General features: G+C 44.1%; 12 protein-coding genes, 6 tRNA genes and 3 rRNA genes. 1 reads left to right on the forward strand and 20 read right to left on the reverse strand.

The window, feature by feature from the left end; all coding sequences use genetic code 11:
- Nucleotides 1-315: 315 nt before the first annotated feature.
- The 5 genes from ACOJR9_RS16290 to ACOJR9_RS16310 all read right to left on the reverse strand — a co-directional run bounded on the left by ACOJR9_RS16290 (nucleotide 316) and on the right by ACOJR9_RS16310 (nucleotide 8,272).
- Nucleotides 316-1,503 carry a hypothetical protein gene (locus ACOJR9_RS16290; protein ID WP_420933960.1) on the reverse strand — a complete coding sequence of 396 codons (1,188 nt, stop codon included), beginning with the start codon at nucleotides 1,501-1,503 and terminating at the stop codon, nucleotides 316-318.
- Nucleotides 1,504-2,257: 754 nt separating this feature from the next.
- Complete coding sequence (locus ACOJR9_RS16295) at nucleotides 2,258-3,310, reverse strand: aldo/keto reductase (protein WP_420933961.1); 1,053 nt, start codon at nucleotides 3,308-3,310, stop codon at nucleotides 2,258-2,260.
- 37 nt (nucleotides 3,311-3,347) lie between these two features.
- Nucleotides 3,348-3,485 carry a hypothetical protein gene (locus ACOJR9_RS16300; protein ID WP_420933962.1) on the reverse strand — a complete coding sequence of 46 codons (138 nt, stop codon included), beginning with the start codon at nucleotides 3,483-3,485 and terminating at the stop codon, nucleotides 3,348-3,350.
- A 719-nt stretch (nucleotides 3,486-4,204) separates the two neighbouring features.
- On the reverse strand, nucleotides 4,205-5,566 hold the full coding sequence (locus ACOJR9_RS16305) for an alkaline phosphatase PhoX (protein ID WP_420933963.1): 1,362 nt from the start codon (nucleotides 5,564-5,566) through the stop codon (nucleotides 4,205-4,207).
- Nucleotides 5,567-5,719: 153 nt separating this feature from the next.
- A complete protein-coding gene (locus ACOJR9_RS16310; protein ID WP_420933964.1) occupies nucleotides 5,720-8,272 on the reverse strand; it encodes a putative bifunctional diguanylate cyclase/phosphodiesterase in 2,553 nt (850 codons plus the stop codon).
- 429 nt (nucleotides 8,273-8,701) lie between these two features.
- Here ACOJR9_RS16310 and ACOJR9_RS16315 point away from each other — a divergent pair, with 429 nt between their 5' ends.
- On the forward strand, nucleotides 8,702-9,679 hold the full coding sequence (locus ACOJR9_RS16315) for a transposase (RefSeq protein WP_420933965.1): 978 nt from the start codon (nucleotides 8,702-8,704) through the stop codon (nucleotides 9,677-9,679).
- A 473-nt stretch (nucleotides 9,680-10,152) separates the two neighbouring features.
- On the opposite strand, the gene tuf is transcribed toward ACOJR9_RS16315, so the two are convergent.
- The 15 genes from tuf to ACOJR9_RS16390 form a co-directional block, all read right to left on the reverse strand.
- Entirely contained in the window at nucleotides 10,153-11,337 is a 1,185-nt protein-coding gene (gene tuf, locus ACOJR9_RS16320) for an elongation factor Tu (protein ID WP_420933966.1), read from the reverse strand.
- A gap of 68 nt (nucleotides 11,338-11,405) precedes the next feature.
- Nucleotides 11,406-11,481 (reverse strand) — tRNA-Thr (locus ACOJR9_RS16325).
- A 7-nt stretch (nucleotides 11,482-11,488) separates the two neighbouring features.
- Nucleotides 11,489-11,563: transfer RNA gene (locus tag ACOJR9_RS16330), tRNA-Gly, on the reverse strand.
- A 34-nt stretch (nucleotides 11,564-11,597) separates the two neighbouring features.
- Nucleotides 11,598-11,682: transfer RNA gene (locus tag ACOJR9_RS16335), tRNA-Tyr, on the reverse strand.
- 8 nt (nucleotides 11,683-11,690) lie between these two features.
- Nucleotides 11,691-11,766 (reverse strand) — tRNA-Thr (locus ACOJR9_RS16340).
- 109 nt (nucleotides 11,767-11,875) lie between these two features.
- Entirely contained in the window at nucleotides 11,876-12,661 is a 786-nt protein-coding gene (locus ACOJR9_RS16345) for a type III pantothenate kinase (RefSeq protein WP_420933967.1), read from the reverse strand.
- Nucleotides 12,651-13,637, reverse strand: a complete 987-nt coding sequence (gene birA, locus ACOJR9_RS16350) for a bifunctional biotin--[acetyl-CoA-carboxylase] ligase/biotin operon repressor BirA (protein ID WP_420933968.1) — start codon at nucleotides 13,635-13,637, stop codon at nucleotides 12,651-12,653. Before birA ends, ACOJR9_RS16345 begins: the two co-directional genes overlap by 11 nt.
- Nucleotides 13,634-14,638: a UDP-N-acetylmuramate dehydrogenase gene (gene murB, locus ACOJR9_RS16355; RefSeq protein ID WP_420933969.1), complete on the reverse strand. Its 1,005-nt coding sequence runs from the start codon at nucleotides 14,636-14,638 to the stop codon at nucleotides 13,634-13,636. The genes birA and murB overlap by 4 nt, the downstream gene beginning before the upstream one ends.
- Before the next feature lie 255 nt (nucleotides 14,639-14,893).
- The gene (locus ACOJR9_RS16360) at nucleotides 14,894-15,346 is read right to left on the reverse strand and encodes a DUF4174 domain-containing protein (RefSeq protein ID WP_420933970.1); all 453 of its coding nucleotides are present in this window, start codon (nucleotides 15,344-15,346) and stop codon (nucleotides 14,894-14,896) included.
- A gap of 285 nt (nucleotides 15,347-15,631) precedes the next feature.
- Nucleotides 15,632-17,188 (reverse strand): methyl-accepting chemotaxis protein, encoded by a 1,557-nt coding sequence (locus ACOJR9_RS16365; RefSeq protein WP_420933971.1) that lies wholly within the window; start codon nucleotides 17,186-17,188, stop codon nucleotides 15,632-15,634.
- A gap of 301 nt (nucleotides 17,189-17,489) precedes the next feature.
- Nucleotides 17,490-17,605 (reverse strand): 5S ribosomal RNA (gene rrf / locus ACOJR9_RS16370).
- A gap of 133 nt (nucleotides 17,606-17,738) precedes the next feature.
- Nucleotides 17,739-20,704, reverse strand: a 23S ribosomal RNA gene (locus ACOJR9_RS16375).
- A gap of 314 nt (nucleotides 20,705-21,018) precedes the next feature.
- Nucleotides 21,019-21,094, reverse strand: a tRNA-Ala gene (locus ACOJR9_RS16380).
- Nucleotides 21,095-21,137: 43 nt separating this feature from the next.
- Nucleotides 21,138-21,214, reverse strand: a tRNA-Ile gene (locus ACOJR9_RS16385).
- Between the two features lie 110 nt (nucleotides 21,215-21,324).
- Nucleotides 21,325-22,861 (reverse strand): 16S ribosomal RNA (locus ACOJR9_RS16390).
- Together the 16S, 23S and 5S rRNA genes with 2 tRNA genes alongside form the textbook arrangement of a ribosomal RNA operon.
- Nucleotides 22,862-23,595 lie beyond the last annotated feature (734 nt).

The following is a 23,595-nucleotide window of genomic DNA, read 5'->3' on the forward strand; positions in this document are numbered from 1 at the left end:
CAATAAAGAAAAATGAGACATTGGTCTTATTGGCATTATTTGCCGAAGAATCTTCATTTCAAAGCCTTGCAGCACAACACGTTAGGCTTATTTTTTGAGCCACTTAGCTCTATGCGCATTGCCAATTAAGACCGCCAATTAAGACATGCATGATATTAATCCCAATCCTATCAAGACAGGCATGTTATCAACCTTATCAAGACAGGCATGTGAATTTTATTTCTGTAGAAAGAAACACAGGCTGATAGGCTGACATGCTAAAAAGCTATCGACCTACCAACCTTAAGATGTGAGTTGCTATCTACTTCTTTATTTTTAAAACTTAAACACGACCCCCGCCCGCGCTACAACTGCCGAAAAGCTCTCGAAATCCGATCCATACTCAGTATCAAAATGAGTGAGCTGTGCGAACGTTGTTAAACTGTCTGTGGTTTTATAACCATAATTGATGTAGGCAGTGGTATTTTTATTGAGTTCGGTAATTGACAAACGACCGCGGTCACTCGAATCAACAGACGCGGTAGCATAACCCACCTTAACATTGTGATCTGGGTTGATATTCCAACTCAGGAAGGTAAAAAAGCCGCTCTCACCAAAGCTTTCTCTCACTTGGCCTGAGCCATCTAAACGAGAGGCAGGAGCAACACCTAGAGCATTCTGATTGTTCAGTGATTCCCCTGTATAGTATTCCGCATTAAAGCTAACCGCGCCAAAATTGAGGGTAGTGTAAACTTTGAATAGATTGGCGTCTTGATCTTCACCACCAGTAAACCCAGCTTCACTCTCATAATTAATCTGTGCAAAATGACCCGCAACACCAACTTTATGGCCAGAGAAACTGTAATTTGCGTCAAACGCTACGCCAGGCATACTCCCCAACTCGTTAGCATTAATTCCTGCTGGGCTGTTGTTTCGCCCTTTGCCTGTCAATGCACCAGTCAAGGTTAAATTATCTAACTTATAGGTCGCGCCTGCCTCCATAGCCAAGAACCCAGAGTTACCAGCACGATAGGCATTACCTATCCAGTTGTAACTGCCACTTGATTTGATACCAGCAGCCGTTGTCCATTTTTGCCCAGCAAAAAAGGTCAGCTTTTCATTCATATCATAATATACTGTGGCCAAGCGTAAGCGGGGGCCTTGCGCCTGTATCGCAGTTTGGTTTGTAAATCCGTCTTCTCCGTCGATAAAATCAAATTCAAGTATAGTTCTAACTTTGTCGTGCTTCATATTTAAAGAAAAGCGAGAGTGCGCTGCCTGGAAAGATGTCGACTCAGATTCTAAAAATGTCCGCTGCTGATCCGTCGCCGCAGCGCCGCCAAAAATATCTGTTCTTAGGGCATTTGTTGGTGCTACATGACTATAGCCACTTCCATAACTAGCTACACCTTGATTGGAACTTACTATTTCGGTTTTCACCATACCTTTAAAGCTAAATTCAAAAGCGACAGCAGGCGAAGTTATCAATACAAGTGCGCAAGACGCGGCAACACGATTAAGCATGTGGTTCTCCAAAATTATACGTAGTGTTCAACTTTAATTTTTATTTAATTGTCCCTGCGAGCGTATAAAAACACAGGGAGTGTGTAATTTGATTTGATCATGCAACGGATTAACTTCCGATTAACATTAATTCAACAAATCAATTGTGTGTTAAAAATAGGCAAAATACTCTACAAATCATAGCTGTTGCGACCAAAGTCTTACTATTTCGATTACGTTAAAGCGGCGCTAAGCACTGATCTGTCTACGCTAAATCATTGTTTAATTTAAGAAGTTAAAACACAACACCAAAGATTTTAAAGTCTAAACAAGTTACGATTTTTCAACGCGTTAATGGCATAGGTTATAAGCATAGGTAAAAAAAGAAAACCGCCGATTTTATTTCTACTTTTTAAAATGATGGGCAGAGAGCATCACAAATAAGAAATACGCTTAAAAAGCACGAGTTGGTCGCAGAGAAGCTTGGGGAGTACTCGTAAATATATACGAAGGTGCAAGCAACAATTCTAGTGGCAAAGGCAGCAACAAAGATGGTGATAAAGATAACTGCAAAGCTAAAAGAAAGTGATATAGTGCCCTTTTGAACACCCCATAAACTCAATGTATAAACTGGTTAGGGATATTGAGCTGATGGTGGGCAATGCGCCCATCATTAAATCAACACGCCAAACAGCAATGCGCCGATTGAAACCTTAACATTATGAGTTAGCACGCCTCAGTTTAAGGCGCGTAGACCGAATATGCGTTGTTTAATTTAGAATCCCATGGGGTATGCTTTTAGCACGTTGCTAATGTTATCTAGCACTTTATTGCTCAGTTTAATGTCGAACGCTGCGATATTTTCAGAAAGCTGTTCGAGAGTTGTTGCACCGATGATAGTAGATGTCACACCAGGTACTTGCTGACACCATGCTAAAGCAAGTTGCGACGGTGTGATGCCTGCGTTCTCCGCAATATTAACATACTGCTTAGTGGCAGATTGCGCTGCAGATTGGTCTCTGAATAAACCCATGCGCTGTGCCAATGTCCAACGTGAGCCCTCAGGTCTTGCACCATTGAGATATTTGCCGCTGAGCATGCCCGTAGCTAATGGCGACCAAGGCAAGTAAGCAATGCTTTCACACTGACACATCTCAATAAGGTAAGGCCAATCTTTTGTGTGTAACAGGCTAAATTCATTCTGAATAGACACGGGTAAAGGCACATTTTCTTCTGTGCACAGGCGCAAAAAAGTATGTATTCCCCAGGGCGTATCGTCAGACAATCCCCAGTGGCGAATTTTGCCCGCATCGAGCGCAGCTTTTATTCCTTTGAGAATATTTCGCATGCCGCTAATCTCTTTGTCGCGGTCGATCGCTGTTGGGTCTGTACTGTCAGGCCAATGTTTGCCAAAGTGCGGTGTTACCCTATTTGGCCAATGAAGCTGATACACATCGATATAGTTGGTGTGTAAACGCGCGAGAGATTTATCAAGAGCAGTAGTAAGCGAAGAAGCCGTTATTGGTCCCCCCTCTCGGATATACTTCAAGCCTGCACCCGCTACCTTGGTCATAATCACAATGTTGTTGCGCACGTCTTGATTACGGGAAATCCAATTGCCGATAATTCGTTCTGTGTCGCCATAGGTTTCTGCGTTGGGAGGTACAGGATACATCTCAGCGGTATCGATAAAATTAATCCCCGCGTCGAGTGCTATCGCCATCTGTGCATCAGCATCTTCCTGCGTATTTTGAATCCCCCAGGTCATTGTTCCTAAACATATATCGGAAACCTGAAGGCCGCTTGAACCTAGACTATTAAACTTCATTATAGCTTTACCTTTTAACTGTTAAGCGCTCGCTCGCTTACGGATGAGTTACTGTCGTTTTGTTGGTTTTGCTTCTAGCTGACTCGTCTTTATTGCGATGCTTACTGCTTACTACAATGCCTGTCATAATAGCGCGCTTACTGCTCACTACCATGCCCACTACCATGCCTGTCATAATAGTACTACAATGCCTGTCATAATAGCGCGCTTACTGCTCACTACAATGCCCACTACCATGCCTGTCATAATAGTACTTACTACCATGCCTGTCATAATAGCGCGATTTTAATGTCTGTCTCAATAAAGAGGGATTCAGAGAGCGATTACCGTGCCTGTCTCAATAATAACGATTTGTGCCTGTCTCGATAACGCAATGCTAGCATGCGTTTAAACGTCACCATTTCGGCAGACCGAACTGCGAGAGACGCAGCCAAGCCTCTTCTCGCGACTTATTTAAAATTATTGATGTGGGCGTTGGCCATGATCAGCGCATATTCAATGTTGCTTGAAACTACTACGAAAAAAGCTATTTTAGCGCAGTCATTACAGCTGAACTCCCACATGAAAATTGTTACGTGGTCGGGTGTTTTTTACTTCAACACAAACTTGGTCACCGTAATAATTGTTCGTGTAATTACATTGTGTTTGGGCGGGTACATTCATAGTAGGTGACACACGGTTGTAACCAACCATTCTGAGTTTCTTTAAAAGTACGTTCATTTGATTCTCCTTAACGTGTTAGAGCTATTATTATTAATTTCAAAAAACTATTAAAGAGACTAAAATTGATTCATATGATTAGTTAATACGATGATGGACGGTAAATTTAATCTAAAAATCATACTGGCTTTTGCATTGTGCAACGCAAGCACACCAATCTTCGCTTTCTATCCGTTAGCTATTAAGCCAAGGCCCCGTTATGGCCAATGTCTTAGTAGGCGAGTAAATATTAACGAAAAGAGTGCTACCGTCAGGAGAGAAACAGGCTCCGGCAAGTTCGGTTTGCGCGTGTAATTTAGCAAAGTTATACACTTCACCTTCAGGCGTTATGCCGCGAAGGTGGTTATCAACAATATCGGTATATTGATCTTCACATACAAGCAAATGCCCGTTTGGACACACCGTCAAATTATCGCCAAAGTTGTATAAATTTTTATCTTCGCTTTGCAAGAATAATTGAAGCTTATCCACACTGTCACCCACTGACGGAACCACACGCATAACTTGCCCTAACTGCTGTTCTCCACCGTTGGTGCAGCAAAAATATAACTCTCCATCGCCCCAGTGCATACCTTCTCCCCTGGCAAAAAGCGCTGCACCTTTTTCATATGCTTGTTTACGGAGATCATCCTCTGGGCTTTCTGGATCCTCTAAATCTACCCACTCAACATCAAACCACTGCCCCGTTGTCATAGATTGATTATTCCAATTTCTTGAATCGAACTGGGGTTTATCGACCACTTTAAGAGCTTGCAATTTGCCGCCATCTATCAATTTAGCGGGAGTATAGGGTATAAACCGGTACAGCACGCTATCGCCTCGATCTTCAGTGAGATACACAATTCCAGTGCGAGGATCTACACTTGCGGCTTCGTGGTTAAATCGCCCCATGGCTTTCAGCGGCCTAGGCTGTGTCATCGATGTAGCAGATGCAGAAACCTCAAAAATATAGCCATGGTCTTTGCTTACCACGCCATTTGGCTTGTCTACAGACTCTTCGCAAGTAAGCCATGTACCCCATGGGGTAATACCCCCAGAGCAGTTGCGCACGGTGCCGCTTAAACTCACAAATTCACGCTCAACCTTATGAGTTAAAAGGTTATAGACGAGCGTGCTTGTGCCTCCAGGTAATGCAGTACCTTCAAACTGACTCTCCTTACCGTAGGCATCGTAAGCGAGGGAGTGCGAGTGCTGTTGAATAGACCGAGGCTGCTGCTCAATATGTGTGGGATGTAGCTCGTGGTTTCGAATCAACGCGACACGTTCCTCATCAAGCGAAAAGCAGCCCATACCGTCAGCTCTATCGGGCACGTGCAATCCATCCGACATGGCATCACCAAATGCAGATATTACTTGATAGGAAAAGCCTTCCGGTAAATCTAATAGTGAGTTGTTGTCTTTTATCAGGTTGCCGTAGCCCGTTGCGATGGGCATTGCAGAAGCTATCGCCTTACTGAGTTGGCTTTTACCAAAAGCACTTGACGCCAGGCCACCAAATGCGAGTGAACCCAACATAAATTGTCGTCGTGTAATCATGCTAATTGCCCCAGAAGACGCTTTTATAAGGAGATAGAAAAGTAACGCTGATCAAACAAGGCCTACGATCACAAGTTTACATCAACCATCACCACCAATTGTTATAGTATAACAATTGGTGGTGGAAACAAGCGTTGATTCCTTCCTATATTTTTACTTCAACTTAATATTGTGCCAGTGCTCTACAGGCATAGGCTTTGAGAAGTAGTAACCTTGAAAGCGATTGCACCCTTTATTGGTTAGGTATTCAACTTGCTCTAACGTTTCTACTCCCTCAGCAATGGATGTCACATTAAGAGCTCTTGCCATCTCGATGATCGCATCAACAATGGGAGAACCGTTGAGATTGCTGTGTGTACCAACATCGTCTATAAAAATTTTGTCTATTTTAAGTTCACTGATTGGAAGCTCTTTCAGATAAGCAAGACTGGAATACCCGGTTCCAAAATCATCGATGGAAAAGCGGAAGCCACATTTTGCTAACTGATCCATCGTATGCTTAACGGTATCAATATCTATCACTAAAGCCGTTTCAGTAAGCTCCAACATAAGCATTTGAGTAGGTATACCGTAATAATTAACCCTCGCTAACAAGGAGGAGGCGAAGTCTGGCAATACAATTTGTTTAGCACTTATATTAATGGCGACGCACAAATCTAAACCTCGTGCGATAAACTGCTTGAGGGTTTTCAGTGTTTCATCAATAACCCAATTGCCGATATCGCAGATAATATGACTCTCTTCTGCAATTGATATGAAATCGCCAGGGCTCACCGTTCCTAGTTCACTAGAATACCAGCGCACCAGTGCCTCAAACGAAGTAGTAACGCCTTGATGATTCACTTGGGGTTGTAAAAAAAGCGATAACTCTTGCTTTTCTAATGCCTGTCTCAAATAGGATTTAATGGCGAGGTAGCGATCGAACTCCTGCATTCCATCATCAGAAATATGGCAAAGCCCAAATGGCGCTGATTTCTTAGCCCGCTTGACTGCGTTTTCTAGCACATTCACCACCCGCTCATAATTTTGCTTATTAGCCTCAAATACAGCGCTACCAAGAGATGCGCTTAGAGACAATTTACCATCTGCGGTATCTATGTCGTAATGCCGAGGATTAATCAGTGCGTTTTCAATTAAGTTCGTATCAAAACGGTAAATTTCGGCTTTCTTAAAGGTCTTTTTAGACATAATAACAAAGCTGTCACCGGCAAGTTTATAAATATGATATTCATGGCCAATAATAAACAACAGCTTTTCAGCAATGGCTTTAAGTGCTTTATTTGCATTGGCATAGCCAAGCCGAGTATTTATTTGCGCCATATTATCCAAATCAAGCAATAAAATATGCATATATTCTTCATACACCGCGGCCCGCAAGATCAAGTCTTTACATTCCTTTTGAAACCACTGGCTATTGCGTAGATGGGTGACACTATCTGTATAGGCTAAGTTGTAGATGGTATCCTGCGCAGCAATACGCTCACTGATATCGCGCACTACACCGATATATACTTTTTCTCCCAAATCCGTACTTTCAGACAATGATAGTTCCATTTGAAATACTGAACCGTCCTTTCGCTTTGCCGGAAGTTGTCGGCCAGTACCGATAATTTGAGCGTTTCCAGTACGCTCGTAATTAACCATATATCTTGCGTGGTTTGATGCATAAGGCTCGGGCATCAAGGATTCCACCGACTGTCTAATAAGCTCACCATCACCATAGCCAAAGATTTTAAGAGTGATGTCGTTGCAATGAAAAATAATGCCTTTAGCATCTATGCTTATTACCGCATCATTAATACTGTCAAGGATATTTTGTATTCGGCTCGCTCGCTCCTCACTCAGTAATACCGTGCTTTTATAGTCGGTGATGTCTTCAAACGCACCAAAATACCGGCGTATATTACCTTCATCATCTCGCTCGTGTTTACCTGATGTTCGGATCCACTTTTTAACGTTGCTTGCCGAAACAATTTGAACTTCAATATCGTATGAGGTGTTGTTTGCTAACAGTTTGCTAAACGCTGACTGAACGACAGCATTAGATTCTGATGTATAAAACCTTAACGACTGCTCAACATCAATAGGGACCTTAGCGGCAACGTCATGTATCGCGTAGGTCTCCTTAGACCAGAAGAGCTTTTTATCTTGAGGATAATACTCCCACGCCCCCGTTTTAGAGAGGCTGCTAACCTCATCGAGTAGAGATAAGTTATTGATAGTGCGAGTTTCTAAATAGTATTTTTGTAAGCGCGTAGCAATCAACTTCGCGTTTGCGTTGAAACCTGCTTTATAAAGTTCGATATTGGGTTGGGGAGAGTTAAAAATCGCAACCAAAATACCGACATTCTGCCCTTTCTCATTGAAAAGCCCAGCGCCAATATAAGCCTCGGCTTCAATGTGTTGAAGGGAAACGTCATCAGGAAATTGAGCGCATACCGAATTAGGATACACACACACATCGCCCTGCAAAACCCGCTCGCATGGAGAACCTTGCAACGGATAATCGCCGAGCTCGCTAGCGGCCGACTGTTGCTGAATATCAATAAGCACCGAAACAGTTTCTTTGTTTCGAACACCCAGAAATAAATAATCCGCTTTTAACGACGCATTATATTCAACAAGTTCATCGAAAAAAGCTTGCCTGTATTTGCGAACCAAACTGCGAAATTCAGCCTCTTCGAAAACTGTTCCATGTGAAAACATATATTCCCATTTCACAACATAAACCAAACTAACAAAGCTCGTTTATATTTGTAGGTTTGATGAATGAAAAGACACTGACTAACCCAACAAGCGATGCCTTATCCTTTGTTGGTATAATAGTAGAGTATGTTGCACAGTCAATTAATTAATACTGAAGAGCAAAAAAATACCAATATAAACAATAACTAATAGAACTTAAATATACTAAATTCAGATCTTTTTTCGCCAACTACTTATTGAGACAGGCATTTTAGTTACCTTAGTTATTGAGACAGGCATAGTTTGAGCATGCCTTTCAAATACGCTAGCAACTAATTAGGCGTGCACATTTCAAACACGCGAGCAACCAAAACTGTACCTACATACACTTTCTTTAAACTGGTTAGCTATACAAACTAGTAATCGATTAACTCGCTGCCAGGAAAATTGATGCCTAAAACCAGAAAATCACAAATTAGTTTATCAGACACGCCCTATTATCACTGTGTATCTAGATGTGTTCGCCGTGCTTTTCTATGCGGCACTGAACAGGGACAAAGCTTTGAACATCGCCGTCAGTGGGTCGAGGACCGCATTCATGTTTTGAGTGATGTGTTTACTATTGATGTTTGCGCTTATGCGGTTATGAGCAACCACACGCATCTGGTGCTGCATGTTTGCAAAGATAAAGCACAAACACTCACTACAGAGCAAATAGTTTTGCGATGGCACACACTATACAAGGGGACCCTATTAACGCAGTGCTACGCATCGCAAGAAACTAGGAAAGACCTTAGTGAAGCTCAAGTAGAGGCTGTAGAGATCTCTGCAGAAATTTGGAGAAAAAGGCTATGCGATATTAGTTGGTTTATGAGATCACTGAATGAATATATCGCGAGAGCCGCAAATAAAGAAGATGACTGCTCTGGCCACTTTTGGGAGGGACGGTTTAAATCTCAGGCACTATTAGATGACGCTGCTCTTGCTGCCTGTATGGCATATGTTGATCTAAACCCAGTCCGCGCTAATTTAGCCGTTTCACCTGAGGACTCTTGCCACACTAGCATCCAATATCGTATTCGTGCTGCTAGGGCAGGCAAAACTTCCAAACGCCTAATGCCCCTAAAAAATACCCCTGAACAGAATATAGAATATAGCCTGCCTTTCACGCTCATCGACTACCTTCATTTGATTGATGCCACAAGCCGCTACATCCTACCAAATAAACGAAACAAGGTGGTTAGCCAAGTACCACATATTCTAGAACGGCTTAATATTGGCACCGAAAAGTGGTTAATATTAACCACACAATTTGAGATCTGTTTTAAACAAGCTGCAGGCCAAGTAATTCATCTAGAACAATATGCTCAACGCCGCAGACAACAGCGGGTTCATGGGAGACAAACTGCTATGCGACTATTTGGATAGCTTTGTGTCTGAGTAAACAGCATAGATGTGAAAGGAGCAGATTTTAAAACTAGTCTAATTTAATGAATGGTCACGTTTTGTCGCACTGCATTACCCTATTCCAACACGAATACCTCACCGTTTTACAAAATATAGCCTATTTATAACTCAATCCAAGAATAATGTTCGCAACTTGCCACTTTATCATTGCGTGCTGTGGCTATTCGCTATGCCTGTCTTTTTAGCAGTAAGATAAGTTTGCTACGGCTATTTGCTATGCCTATTTGCTATGCCTGTCACATTAAAATTAGAAGAGAAAAAAAAATCTATAGTAGAGATTGGGCTGCTTCGGGCTAACTTTAATGCGGATTGGTACTATTAAAGGGTGTGGTTGGTTAAAAAGGGTTAAAAAGTGCCTGTCTCTTTACTAAAGTGCAGGTACAAAAAAGCGCACCTAAGTGCGCTTTTTTTATGCCGTGTTTGCCAAGTCTAGATTAGTCTAGGATCTTCGCAACAACACCAGCACCTACTGTACGACCACCTTCACGGATTGCGAAACGTAGACCTTCGTCCATCGCAATCGGAGCAATTAGCTCAACTTTAAATTTAAGGTTGTCACCAGGCATTACCATTTCTACGCCTTCTGGAAGCTCTACCGCACCCGTTACGTCAGTGGTACGGAAGTAGAACTGTGGACGATAGCCTTTGAAGAATGGAGTATGACGGCCACCTTCGTCTTTAGACAATACGTACACTTCTGCTTCAAACTTAGTGTGTGGGTTGATTGAACCAGGCTTCGCTAGTACTTGTCCACGCTCTACGTCATCACGCTTAGTACCACGTAGTAGTACACCAACGTTCTCACCAGCACGACCTTCGTCTAGAAGCTTACGGAACATTTCAACACCCGTACACGTCGTCTTAACTGTAGCTTTGATACCAACGATTTCTACTTCTTCACCAACTTTAACAATACCTTGCTCAACACGGCCTGTTACAACAGTACCACGACCTGAGATTGAGAATACGTCTTCAATTGGAAGAATGAACGGCTTGTCGATTGCACGCTCTGGCTCTGGGATATATGAATCAAGCGCTTCACCTAGCTCGATGATTTTCTTTTCCCATTCTGGGTCGCCTTCAAGGGCTTTAAGAGCAGAACCTTGGATAACTGGAAGGTCATCGCCTGGGAAGTCATATTCGCTAAGAAGTTCACGAACTTCCATTTCTACTAGCTCAAGAAGCTCTTCATCATCAACCATGTCACACTTGTTCATGAACACGATGATGTGAGGAATACCAACCTGACGACCAAGTAGGATGTGCTCGCGAGTCTGTGGCATAGGGCCGTCAGTCGCTGCAACTACTAGAATACCGCCATCCATCTGTGCAGCACCGGTGATCATGTTTTTAACGTAATCAGCGTGTCCTGGGCAGTCAACGTGCGCGTAGTGACGAGCAGGAGTATCATATTCTACGTGTGAGGTAGAGATGGTGATACCACGTGCTTTTTCTTCAGGCGCGTTGTCGATCATATCGAATGCGCTTGCAGAACCGCCGTAGGTTTTAGCTAGAACAGTAGTAATAGCTGCAGTTAGTGTGGTTTTACCGTGGTCAACGTGGCCGATAGTACCCACGTTTACATGGGGTTTCGTACGTTCAAACTTTTCTTTTGCCATTTCTATTATCCCAGCAAAGTTACATTAAAAAAATTTTGAATTTTTACAACATGAGCTGGGGAGAAAAATGGTGCTGATAGGCAGATTCGAACTGCCGACCTCACCCTTACCAAGGGTGCGCTCTACCAACTGAGCCATATCAGCACTGATTTGGAGCGGGCAGTGGGAATCGAACCCACATCATCAGCTTGGAAGGCTGAGGTAATAGCCATTATACGATGCCCGCAAATCTTAATTCTCTGGCCACCTCATAAAGAAAGTGGTGGAGGGGGCAGGATTCGAACCTGCGAAGGCTGAGCCGGCAGATTTACAGTCTGCTCCCGTTGACCGCTTGGGTACCCCTCCAGAATTGATGGTGCCGACTGCCGGAATCGAACTGGCGACCTACTGATTACAAGTCAGTTGCTCTACCAACTGAGCTAAGTCGGCACTACATCAAGTGGGTGCGCATTCTAGAGTAATGAATCACTCAGTGCAAGTGTCTTTTTGAAAAATTTTCATTTTTCTTTTCTGACCGATTTCTCAATCTATCAGAAGGTTACGCTAGAAAATCACTGAGTTCTTTTCTGGCATATCGGGCAAGACCTTGCACCACCAAATGAGCGGGACGAATGTTAACAGCGGATTCTAAGAATGCAAACACTTTTTTGTCTCCGCCACCTAAAATAACGTCGAAATCGGTTTGTTTGCTTGATATGTAATCAATGGCGCTTAAATAAACACCATATACCGCCGCGTGACATCCTGTTGCAACACAATCCTCTGTGTCTGTTCCCACCCCAAAGCTGGTTGGAATTTCATCATTTACGAACACTTTTTTCGTTGATGCCACCAAAGCGTCGCGCATCACGTTGAAGCCAGGCACGATCCAACCGCCTAAATGTTGACCAGCCACCACAAAATCAACAGTAATTGCCGTACCGACATCCATTACAAAAAATGCTTTTTTTGTATTTTCTGCCGCACAGACCATAGCAAGCCAACGATCAACGCCCATTTTTTGTACTTTTTCGTAACTATTTTTGATCCCGAATGCTTCTTTTTCTGTGTGTTTTTCGGTGAAATTAATTTTGCGAGACCGACAGAGGACCTTTATTTCTTCTGAAACGTCATTATTTCTTACTGAAGCCAAGTAAATATGCGAAATTTTTTCGTATGAATCGATAAAATGGAAAAGCTCATCCAGCGAATTAGCCGATTTAGGCTCTTTTTTATCATTACACAGCACAGAATATTTTATTCGTGTGTTGCCAATATCTACTAACAATACATTTTGTTCGCTTAATATAGAATTTGGCCTAGATAACAAAGTATCAGTTACCACGAAGACTTACCTCGCCACCGTGAAAACGTGTAATACCGTCATGGGTTTCCACTAGTAATGCACCGCTGGCGTCGACTCCCCTATCAATACCAGAAAATCGTTTCTCTCCCATTTGCAGTACAATTCTTTTATCTCCGTAGAGATCTAGCGCTTCCCAATGGGGAACAAAGGGTCCGAAACCTTGTTGAGTAAATTTTGGTAAATACGACCATAGAGATTTAATAATCTGGGCCGCGAGTTCATTCCTATCGGGCACCATCCCCAAAAATGAAGCGAGATCGCTATGGGGCTGCCCAACGTCATATTGATTATCCGGCACACATACGTTTAGTCCAATGCCGATAACACAATGCGCTGTCGCTCCAATTTGCCCTTCTACCTCAATCAATACGCCAGCAAGCTTCTTGCCCTGAAGGTATATATCATTTGGCCACTTTAATTCAGCATCATTAACACCAAACTCCTTCAGAGCGTCGCATACTGCAAGTCCTACCAATAAAGAAAGACCTGCCATGCTCTGGTATCCATCTGGGAACGACCAATACATAGAAAATGTTAAACTACCGCCCACAGGCGCTAGCCAAGTTCTTCCATGCCTTCCACGTCCTGCAGTTTGTATCTCAGCAAAAATAGCATCTCCATCGGCTAATTCTTCCCGATTATTAGCAATGCGCTTCTTCATTTCTGTATTTGTAGATGGAAGTACCGATTCAACATCAATCATGGCTCGTTTGGTGTTACCCAAGTATTTCTTAATGCTATCTGCACTTAACATGGGAAAGCCTCTTTCTAAACGGTAACCCTTACCTTTTACCTTAAACACGTCTAATCCCCAGTCGGATAGCTGTGATATATGCCCAGCGACTGCAGTACGCGAAAGTCCAACCTCTTGCGCTATAGTTTCACCAGAGTGAAAGCAGCCGTCGGACAGCAGTGCTAATATATGTTTTCTAATTACTTTAGATGCCTGTCTCATAGCGAGATAAGTCCTTTGCTTCCTAAAAGGCGTACTTCAGGTTCAAGTTTGATGTTAAACCTATCGTAAACGCTGGCTATGATGTCTTTTGCCATAGATAGTACATCGCTACCCTTTGCATCGCCAAGGTTTGTAAGCACCAAAGGTTGTGTGGGATGACATCTGATGCCATTTAATGTCTTGCCTTTAAAGCCAACTTGGTCGATGAGCCAAGCCGCTGGGACTTTTACACTAGCTATATCGGTATTTGTTTTCACAATAAAATGCGGCACATTCTCGTATTGCTCGGCAAGAATGTGATAACTATCCATCGACACTATGGGGTTTTTAAAGAAACTACCGGCGTTCCCAAGAACTTTAGGGTCTGGCAGCTTAGCCTTACGCACGTCGATAACTTTGTTGTAAATGTCCTGTGGCGTCGGATCTCTTAACGCAGCAAGCTCTCCGTATGCAGTATTTAAATCATAGACTTTTGGTAGGACAAAATTAACATGGGTAATGAGCACTTTATCAGCTAGTCCGTGCTTGAATATGCTGTCGCGATAATCAAACTGACAATCTTCATTCTTTAACAGAATTTTTTCACCCGTACTGAGTACGACGGCCTCTACCGTATCTATTAATGTATTCACCTCTACGCCGTAGGCCCCAATATTCTGAATTGGACTGGCGCCCACTGAACCAGGGATCAATGCTAAGTTCTCAAACCCGAACCATTCATTTTGCATACATAATTTGACAAGTTCGTGCCAACTTTCGCCTGCACCTACTCGTAAAAAATGAGAATTTTCGTCGTCAAAATGACTGACTCCCTTTATCTCATTGACGAGTACTGTGCCTTCAAAGGTTTCAGTAAATATTGAGTTGCTGCCACCGCCAAGTAGGTAACACACATCGGTATCTTTATAGAGACGAAAAAAGGAGTCGATATCTGAAAACGAATGAATTGAAGTGCACGACGTATTCAAACCAAATGTGCTGTATTGTTGCAATGAAGGCATAATTTCTACGAACTTAGAATAATCACATAATGGTAGGGTAAGCAGGAAACAAAGAAAAGTACAAGGTTTTAAAAAAGCGTGCTTGAGTGTAATAACACTATCGCTGTATGGTCAGTAAACATTACCTTTTTTCCCCTAGTTGCTTCATTTAGGCGCTGCCTTCGCGTGACGCTGCAACGTGTTTAGCGAGTGGAATGCGTAGCATATGCAAATTATGTGAGTGGATAATAGAGATTTAAGTGGTACGTCCGTTCATCAACGGCGCTCGCTTTGTCTCATTGGCATCGCATCAATATCTGAAAATACACGCACGAGATCTACAACGTCATATCGTTCTTTTGTATAGCCATCTAACCCAATAAGTACGGCTTTATTTGTGTTAAGACGACGATTTACTTCATGCGGCGAAGGGTTACATAGTAGCGAACGATTTAAAATATGAGCAGAACGGGTGTTTGCCTCAATAACTAATAACGTTCTAGCTGAAATCTCAGTAGAGCGGTTATCTAAATCTTCTGTTAATTCTTTTGATTCTTGCTCTGAATCTGTATGCACTAAAAGAATGCGATGTTGCCAGCGCATTTCATCAAAGAACATTGGACAACTGCCTTGACCCGATATGTTAACCTGAAGGCCCATAGTTGAAACAGTTGGCGATAATGCAGTAACAGCTGCAATCATCGATAAAAAGCATTTTGACGTTTTCATACATTCCTTTACGGAGGCATACAATTTTCGTTCAAAAAAATAATCAGGGTCAGAACCAAATTCTCCCTCGCTCGAAGAACACCAGTGAAGAAACAATACATCAAAGCGGTAAAAAGTAGAGTGGGCTAGCTAAACTTATGTCAGTTTGTTTACCAAATACAGTCACAAACGATTGTCACTGAGTGTATAGTTAAGCAAAATTGCGATAAAAATTGACAGGAAGAAGCACTTTGCGTTTGCAGTAATCCATAAAAAGCGACTTATATGTGGTGACTGATAAAATCGTTACTTTGCCTTATAGCCTATTCTAAAACCTCCCCAGTGTTTACCGTTAACAAAAATTGGCGCGGATAAATCGTGCATTATCTCACCAGTGTCTCGTTTATAAGTTTGCAGTAGGAAAGAGGCAGTATTACTACCACAACGACTGCCCGTTTTATCGTTAAATATCCGCTTCGTTCTACTGTTGGCTAAGTCTACGTTGTAGTCGCCAGTGAGCGGCTGACTAAACTTAGTGTTATGCGTTGGGAAATAGCCATTTATATCAACTGCACCTGCATAGATAATAAAGTCATTATTTTCTAATATAGGTTCTTGGATCTCGGGTAGCACCTTATCGGTGAATTTATCAAACGATGTGGTGTGTTTTTCTGGGTTGGAGTTAGGCACAGGGGTATACGTAAAATTAAAAAGTTCCCTCTCACTAATAGCACCATCGACTATAGCTTTCTCAAATCGCTTCCCTATTTTTTTCGCAGTGTTAATTGCAATGTCGCGAACGCGGCTATTTTCATCATCAATATTGAAAGATTCTAATAAACGAAAAATGTCCTCTGCTTGAGTACTCAAAGCGAAAGCTTGCCCAGAAACCTCAGATAAGTCTTGTTCCAAACTACTTGTTGCAGTCTGCAATGTATCAATAGACACGCCAATGCCGCCGCTATCTTCAGCAAGTTCAGAAACATTTTCTTGCATTGCCAACATTGCTGATCTCGCTTCTGAAGAAAGCAAACTTGATTCTGAAATTAGCGTTTCACTTTCAACTAGCAATGCACTCATACTTTCACCAGACTCTGATACCTTACTCATGATCTCAACGGCCTGTTTACTACTGTAGTTCACGTCTTGTAAAACGTGCTGTATGCTCGACGTTGCCTCTGTTGTTTTCTTCGCCAATTCACGGACTTCATCGGCAACTACGGCAAAACCTCGACCTTGATCGCCGGCACGGGCTGCTTCAATAGCAGCATTGAGTGCAAGCATGTTAGTTTGGTCGGCTAATTGATTAATCGTGTTAGTAATATTGCTGATACCCTCTGCTTTACTTTTAAGCTCGACAAGGGTGTTAGAAGAGATCGTAATCTGTTCACGAAGCAAATGTTGATGTTCTAATGCTTTTTCAAGTCTTCTACTTCCGCGCTGGGTTTTCTCATCAGACAGCGAAACAGCATCACTGGCCTGAATGGTAAGCTCTTTAAGTGACGCGCTACCAGACTCTAAATTCTGAAGCCGTCCACTCATTTCTCCAATACTATTTACCTGATCTCTAAAGGCTAGAGACAGTTTATCAAGGAAAAACGACACTGACGCTCCCCCTATAGCAATTTTACTCGACGCAGCACTAATATCATTTCCATTTGGAGCGCTTGTATTGGTGTATCCGGCATTGGTTGAGAGCGTGTTATTTGTTTGTTTGGCTTTTGTGTGATTGTTAGAAAATACAAAACTGATTGCCAAGGTCACTGCCAGCGCAATAATTGCGGAAATATAAATTGAATTTGTTATCAAAAAACTCAGAACAACAGTTACCGCCGACACAAACGCTGATACAACAATTGACATACCCGATCACTATTAAAATAAACTATATAATCAAAGTAGAAGATAATTCAGAAAAAAACTATACGAAATTAGTCGTACGAGTGGAATACCACGCCGCTTGTACGCAGATAGCAACATAATGTGAACTTTACCCTCTTTCATGGGTTCTTGATTTGGATAGATTGGTATACCTAGGAAATTAATGTGGTTCTGCCACCCATTTTTTCTGAATGTTGTTGAAGGGTTAATGCGGATCTGACCCCCATTATTTTTTGGGGCAGAAAGCAAAAAACCCGCCGGTAGGCGGGTTTTTCTTAATGGGACCTGGCAGTGTCCTACTCTCACATGGGGAGACCCCACACTACCATCGGCGCTAATACGTTTCACTTCTGAGTTCGAAATGGAGTCAGGTGGTGCCGTACCGCTATGGCTGCCAGGAATAAACTGGTTTAACAAATCGGAAATCTGATATTCAATCAATCAAGGAGTAATCACTTCTCACTCTACTTGCTTTATTCTTTATAAGCTTGTCGCTTTACAACACACCAGCCTAAAGCTTCTTGGGTGTTGTATGGTTAAGCCTCTCGGGCAATTAGTACAGGTTAGCTTAACGCCTTACAACGCTTCCACACCCTGCCTATCAACGTCATCGTCTATAACAACCCTTCCAGACCTTTAAGGTCAGGGATGACTCATCTTTGGGCCGGCTTCCCGCTTAGATGCTTTCAGCGGTTATCCGTTCCGAACGTAGCTACCGGGCAATGCCATTGGCATGACAACCCGAACACCAGCGGTTCGTCCACTCCGGTCCTCTCGTACTAGGAGCAGCTCCCATCAATCATCCAACGCCCACACCAGATAGGGACCGAACTGTCTCACGACGTTCTAAACCCAGCTCGCGTACCACTTTAAATGGCGAACAGCCATACCCTTGGGACCGACTTCAGCCCCAGGATGTGATGAGCCGACATCGAGGTGCCAAACACCGCCGTCGATATGAACTCTTGGGCGGTATCAGCCTGTTATCCCCGGAGTACCTTTTATCCGTTGAGCGATGGCCCTTCCATACAGAACCACCGGATCACTATGACCTACTTTCGTACCTGCTCGACGTGTCTGTCTCGCAGTTAAGCTAGCTTATGCCATTGCACTAACCTCACGATGTCCGACCGTGATTAGCTAACCTTCGTGCTCCTCCGTTACTATTTGGGAGGAGACCGCCCCAGTCAAACTACCCACCAGACACTGTCCACAATCCCGATAAGGGACCAATGTTAGAACATCAAACATACAAGGGTGGTATTTCAAGGACGGCTCCACACATACTAGCGTACGTGATTCATAGCCTCCCACCTATCCTACACATGTAGGTTCAATGTTCAGTGCCAAGCTGTAGTAAAGGTTCACGGGGTCTTTCCGTCTAGGTGCGGGTACACAGCATCTTCACTGCGATTTCAATTTCACTGAGTCTCGGGTGGAGACAGCGTGGCCATGGTTACACCATTCGTGCAGGTCGGAACTTACCCGACAAGGAATTTCGCTACCTTAGGACCGTTATAGTTACGGCCGCCGTTTACCGGGGCTTCGATCAAGAGCTTCGCTTACGCTAACCCCATCAATTAACCTTCCGGCACCGGGCAGGTGTCACACCCTATACGTCCTCTTACGAGTTTGCAGAGTGCTGTGTTTTTAATAAACAGTCCCAGCCACCTGGTCACTGCGGCCCTCGTCCGCTCAAGGAGCAAGTCCTATCACAGATAAGGGCGTACCTTCTCCCGAAGTTACGGTACAATTTTGCCGAGTTCCTTCACCCGAGTTCTCTCAAGCGCCTTAGTATTCTCTACCTGACCACCTGTGTCGGTTTGGGGTACGGTTCATATAATCATACGTTTAGAAGCTTTTCCTGGAAGCAGGGCATCAACAACTTCACTCCCTTGGGAGCTCGTCTCGCGTCTCAGCTTTAAGAATCCGGATTTACCTAAATTCTCGGCCTACTCGCTTTCACTTGGACAACCAACGCCAAGCTTGCCTAGCCTTCTCCGTCCCTCCATCACTGATTATATAAGTACGGAAATATTAATCCGTTTCCCATCGACTACGCATTTCTGCCTCGCCTTAGGGGCCGACTTACCCTGCCCTGATTAGCATGGGACAGGAAACCTTGGTCTTCCGGCGTGGGAGTTTTTCACTCCCATTATCGTTACTCATGTCAGCATTCGCACTTGTGATATGTCCAGCAAGCTTTACAACTCACCTTCATCCACTTACACAACGCTCCCCTACCCAGAGGACATCCTTAACCCCACTCCACTGTGATAAACGCTTTACCAGCAGGCCGCTTCGCGACGTTGCTGTTAGCTTTCATCATAAATGAAGTTAAGTGATGTCCTCTGCCGCAGCTTCGGTATATTGCTTAGCCCCGTTACATCTTCCGCGCAGGCCGACTCGACTAGTGAGCTATTACGCTTTCTTTAAAGGGTGGCTGCTTCTAAGCCAACCTCCTAGCTGTCTGTGCCTTCCCACATCGTTTCCCACTTAGCAATATTTTGGGACCTTAGCTGGCGGTCTGGGTTGTTTCCCTCTCCACGACGGACGTTAGCACCCGCCGTGTGTCTCCCGGATAGTTCTCATTGGTATTCGGAGTTTGCAAAGGGTTGGTAAGTCGGGATGACCCCCTAGCCTTAACAGTGCTCTACCCCCAATGGAATTCGTCCGAGGCTCTACCTAAATAGATTTCGGGGAGAACCAGCTATCTCCCGGTTTGATTGGCCTTTCACCCCCAGCCACAAGTCATCCGCTAACTTTTCAACGTTAGTCGGTTCGGTCCTCCAGTTGATGTTACTCAACCTTCAACCTGCCCATGGCTAGATCACCGGGTTTCGGGTCTATACCTAGCAACTCAACGCGCAGTTAACACTCGCTTTCGCTACGGCTCCGTTATTCACTTAACCTTGCTACTAAATATAAGTCGCTGACCCATTATACAAAAGGTACGCAGTCACCCCGAGGGGCTCCCACTGCTTGTACGTATACGGTTTCAGGTTCTATTTCACTCCCCTCACAGGGGTTCTTTTCGCCTTTCCCTCACGGTACTGGTTCACTATCGGTCAGTTAGGAGTATTTAGCCTTGGAGGATGGTCCCCCCATATTCAGTCAAGATAACACGTGTCCCGACCTACTCGATTTCACTGTAAAGCACGCTTCGTGTACGGGGCTATCACCCGGTATCGCTCCTCTTCCCAAAGGATTCCACTACACACTAAACAGCTTAAGGGCTGCTCCCCGTTCGCTCGCCGCTACTAGGGGAATCTCAATTGATTTCTTTTCCTAAGGGTACTTAGATGTTTCAGTTCCCCTCGTTCGCCTCGTTACACTATGTATTCATGTAACGATACCTGTAAACAGGTGGGTTTCCCCATTCGGACATCTGTGGCTCAAATGCATTTTGTCGGCTCACCACAGCTTTTCGCAGACTTACACGTCCTTCATCGCCTCTAACTGCCAAGGCATCCACCGTATACGCTTAGTCACTTAACCATACAACCCTAAAAAGCCTTGAGTATCGGCCTCGTCTCCGCCTTTTGACATCGGACACGGGTAATGTTGTATGCATGACAAGCTAATCGGAAGAATTGCCTTGCTATCTTCTTTGTCAACCGAACGCGTCGGTTGACCCGCCTTGCGGCGTTGTCGATAACAAGCAATTCAAGTCAAGTAGAGTAAAAAGTGCGTCTTTCGACTTCTCAATTACTCTTCTGATTGATTACTATTAATATCAGCTTTCCAAATTGTTAAAGAACATATCGTGGTAAAAACCACTTTTAAATACACTTTATAAATGCACTTAGAAGTGGTGGAGCTAAGCAGGATCGAACTGCTGACCTCCTGAATGCAAATCAGGCGCTCTCCCAGCTGAGCTATAGCCCCATATAAAATCTTTCGCGGGTGATAAAGCAAATGCGGAAGAAGTTGGTAGGCTTGGGCAGACTTGAACTGCCGACCTCACCCTTATCAGGGGTGCGCTCTAACCAGCTGAGCTACAAGCCTATCTTGCTCAACACTCTGTGTAGAGTGAGTACTACCTTTTGGTGTTCTCTAATTTTCTAGACAAAACAATCTGTGTAGGCACTGCATCAAGGGCGTCATCGACGTAATAGTAAGGAGGTGATCCAACCCCAGGTTCCCCTAGGGTTACCTTGTTACGACTTCACCCCAGTCATGAAACACAAAGTGGTAATCGTTCTCCCGAAGGTTAAACTAACTACTTCTTTTGCATCCCACTCCCATGGTGTGACGGGCGGTGTGTACAAGGCCCGGGAACGTATTCACCGCAATATTCTGACTTGCGATTACTAGCGATTCCGACTTCATGGAGTCGAGTTGCAGACTCCAATCCGGACTACGACATTCTTTAAGGGGTCCGCTCCACATCACTGTCTCGCTTCCCTCTGTAAATGCCATTGTAGCACGTGTGTAGCCCTACACGTAAGGGCCATGATGACTTGACGTCGTCCCCACCTTCCTCCGGTTTGTCACCGGCAGTCTCCTTAGAGTGCCCAACCTAATGCTGGCAACTAAGGACAAGGGTTGCGCTCGTTGCGGGACTTAACCCAACATCTCACGACACGAGCTGACGACAGCCATGCAGCACCTGTGTCAGAGTTCCCGAAGGCACCAATCTATCTCTAGAAAGTTCTCTGCATGTCAAGTGTAGGTAAGGTTCTTCGCGTTGCATCGAATTAAACCACATGCTCCACCGCTTGTGCGGGCCCCCGTCAATTCATTTGAGTTTTAACCTTGCGGCCGTACTCCCCAGGCGGTCTACTTATCGCGTTAGCTTCGCTACGCACGCCTTAAAGGCACACACAGCTAGTAGACAGCGTTTACGGTGTGGACTACCAGGGTATCTAATCCTGTTCGCTACCCACACTTTCGCACATGAGCGTCAGTCTTTGGCCAGGGAGTCGCCTTCGCCACTGATGTTCCTCCAGATATCTACGCATTTCACCGCTACACCTGGAATTCCACTCCCCTCTCCAAGACTCTAGTCTGCCAGTTCTAAATGACCATCCCAAGTTGAGCTCGGGGCTTTCACATCTAGCTTAACAAACCGCCTGCGTGCGCTTTACGCCCAGTAATTCCGATTAACGCTCGCACCCTCCGTATTACCGCGGCTGCTGGCACGGAGTTAGCCGGTGCTTCTTCTGTTGTTAACGTCACGGTGAGCAGGTATTAACTACTCACTTTTCCTCACAACTGAAAGTGCTTTACAACCCGAAGGCCTTCTTCACACACGCGGCATGGCTGCATCAGGGTTTCCCCCATTGTGCAATATTCCCCACTGCTGCCTCCCGTAGGAGTCTGGACCGTGTCTCAGTTCCAGTGTGGCTGATCTTCCTCTCAGAACAGCTAGAGATCGTCGCCTTGGTGAGCCTTTACCCCACCAACTAGCTAATCTCACTTGGGCCTCTCTTTGCGCCGGAGCCTAAGCCCCGTTTGGTACACAAGTGCACATTATGCGGTATTAGCAGTCGTTTCCAACTGTTATCCCCCTCGCAAAGGCAAGTTCCCAAGCATTACTCACCCGTCCGCCACTCGTCAGCGATGTGCAAGCACATCCTGTTACCGTTCGACTTGCATGTGTTAGGCCTGCCGCCAGCGTTCAATCTGAGCCATGATCAAACTCTTCAATTAAATATATCGAATTATGAATCGTCGTATAGACACTCTTAACGAGTGCCCACACAGATTGTCTTGTCTACATTGTTAAAGAACGTGGTTGCTACTGCAACCTCACCGTAAGCCGTTGCTTTTTGGTGACTCACTCCGTTTGAGTGAGGTGCGCATTATACACTGGAAGTTTTTGCTGTCAACACTTTTTGAAAACTTATTTTCGTAAAGCTAACTTCGAAACTCCCGTCTTTACTGGCCTTAACGGTTAGTAAAGACTTGCTTCCTCTTAGTCAGAGTGGGTAAGCTGTTTGGCTTTTCCCCCGAAGCGGATGCGCATTTTAGGGATTTGAGCGCTCACGTCAACTCTTATTCATAAAAAAGTAATAAAAAGTCGATAAAAGTGAACCAAGCGACTACTTTTTAGTCAGATGTGATAATTAGTAGACAACATGGACTATTTACTAATAGGATGAGGGTTCAGATCCTAGATAGTAGTTACCACTAAGTGGTAAACGATCGCTGTCGATAACAGCCTTACATCTGTTATAGAACTTCGCTTTTTACATAAAGCTATAAAAGGCTTTTTACCTAACAGCGAAAAATAAAGGCATGGTGCAAAAACGAAACGTTATCCAAACGAGAATAGCGAAACGAGAACATCAAAACGAATCTTGAACACGTTGAGTAGCGCACATACCTTTATAGTATTTACTTAGATAGCATGTACCTTTATACCGTTAGTTTTGTGTCTAACA

The sequence above is a fragment of the Alteromonas ulvae genome (assembly GCF_048987005.1).
Classification (GTDB): Bacteria; Pseudomonadota; Gammaproteobacteria; order Enterobacterales; family Alteromonadaceae; genus Alteromonas.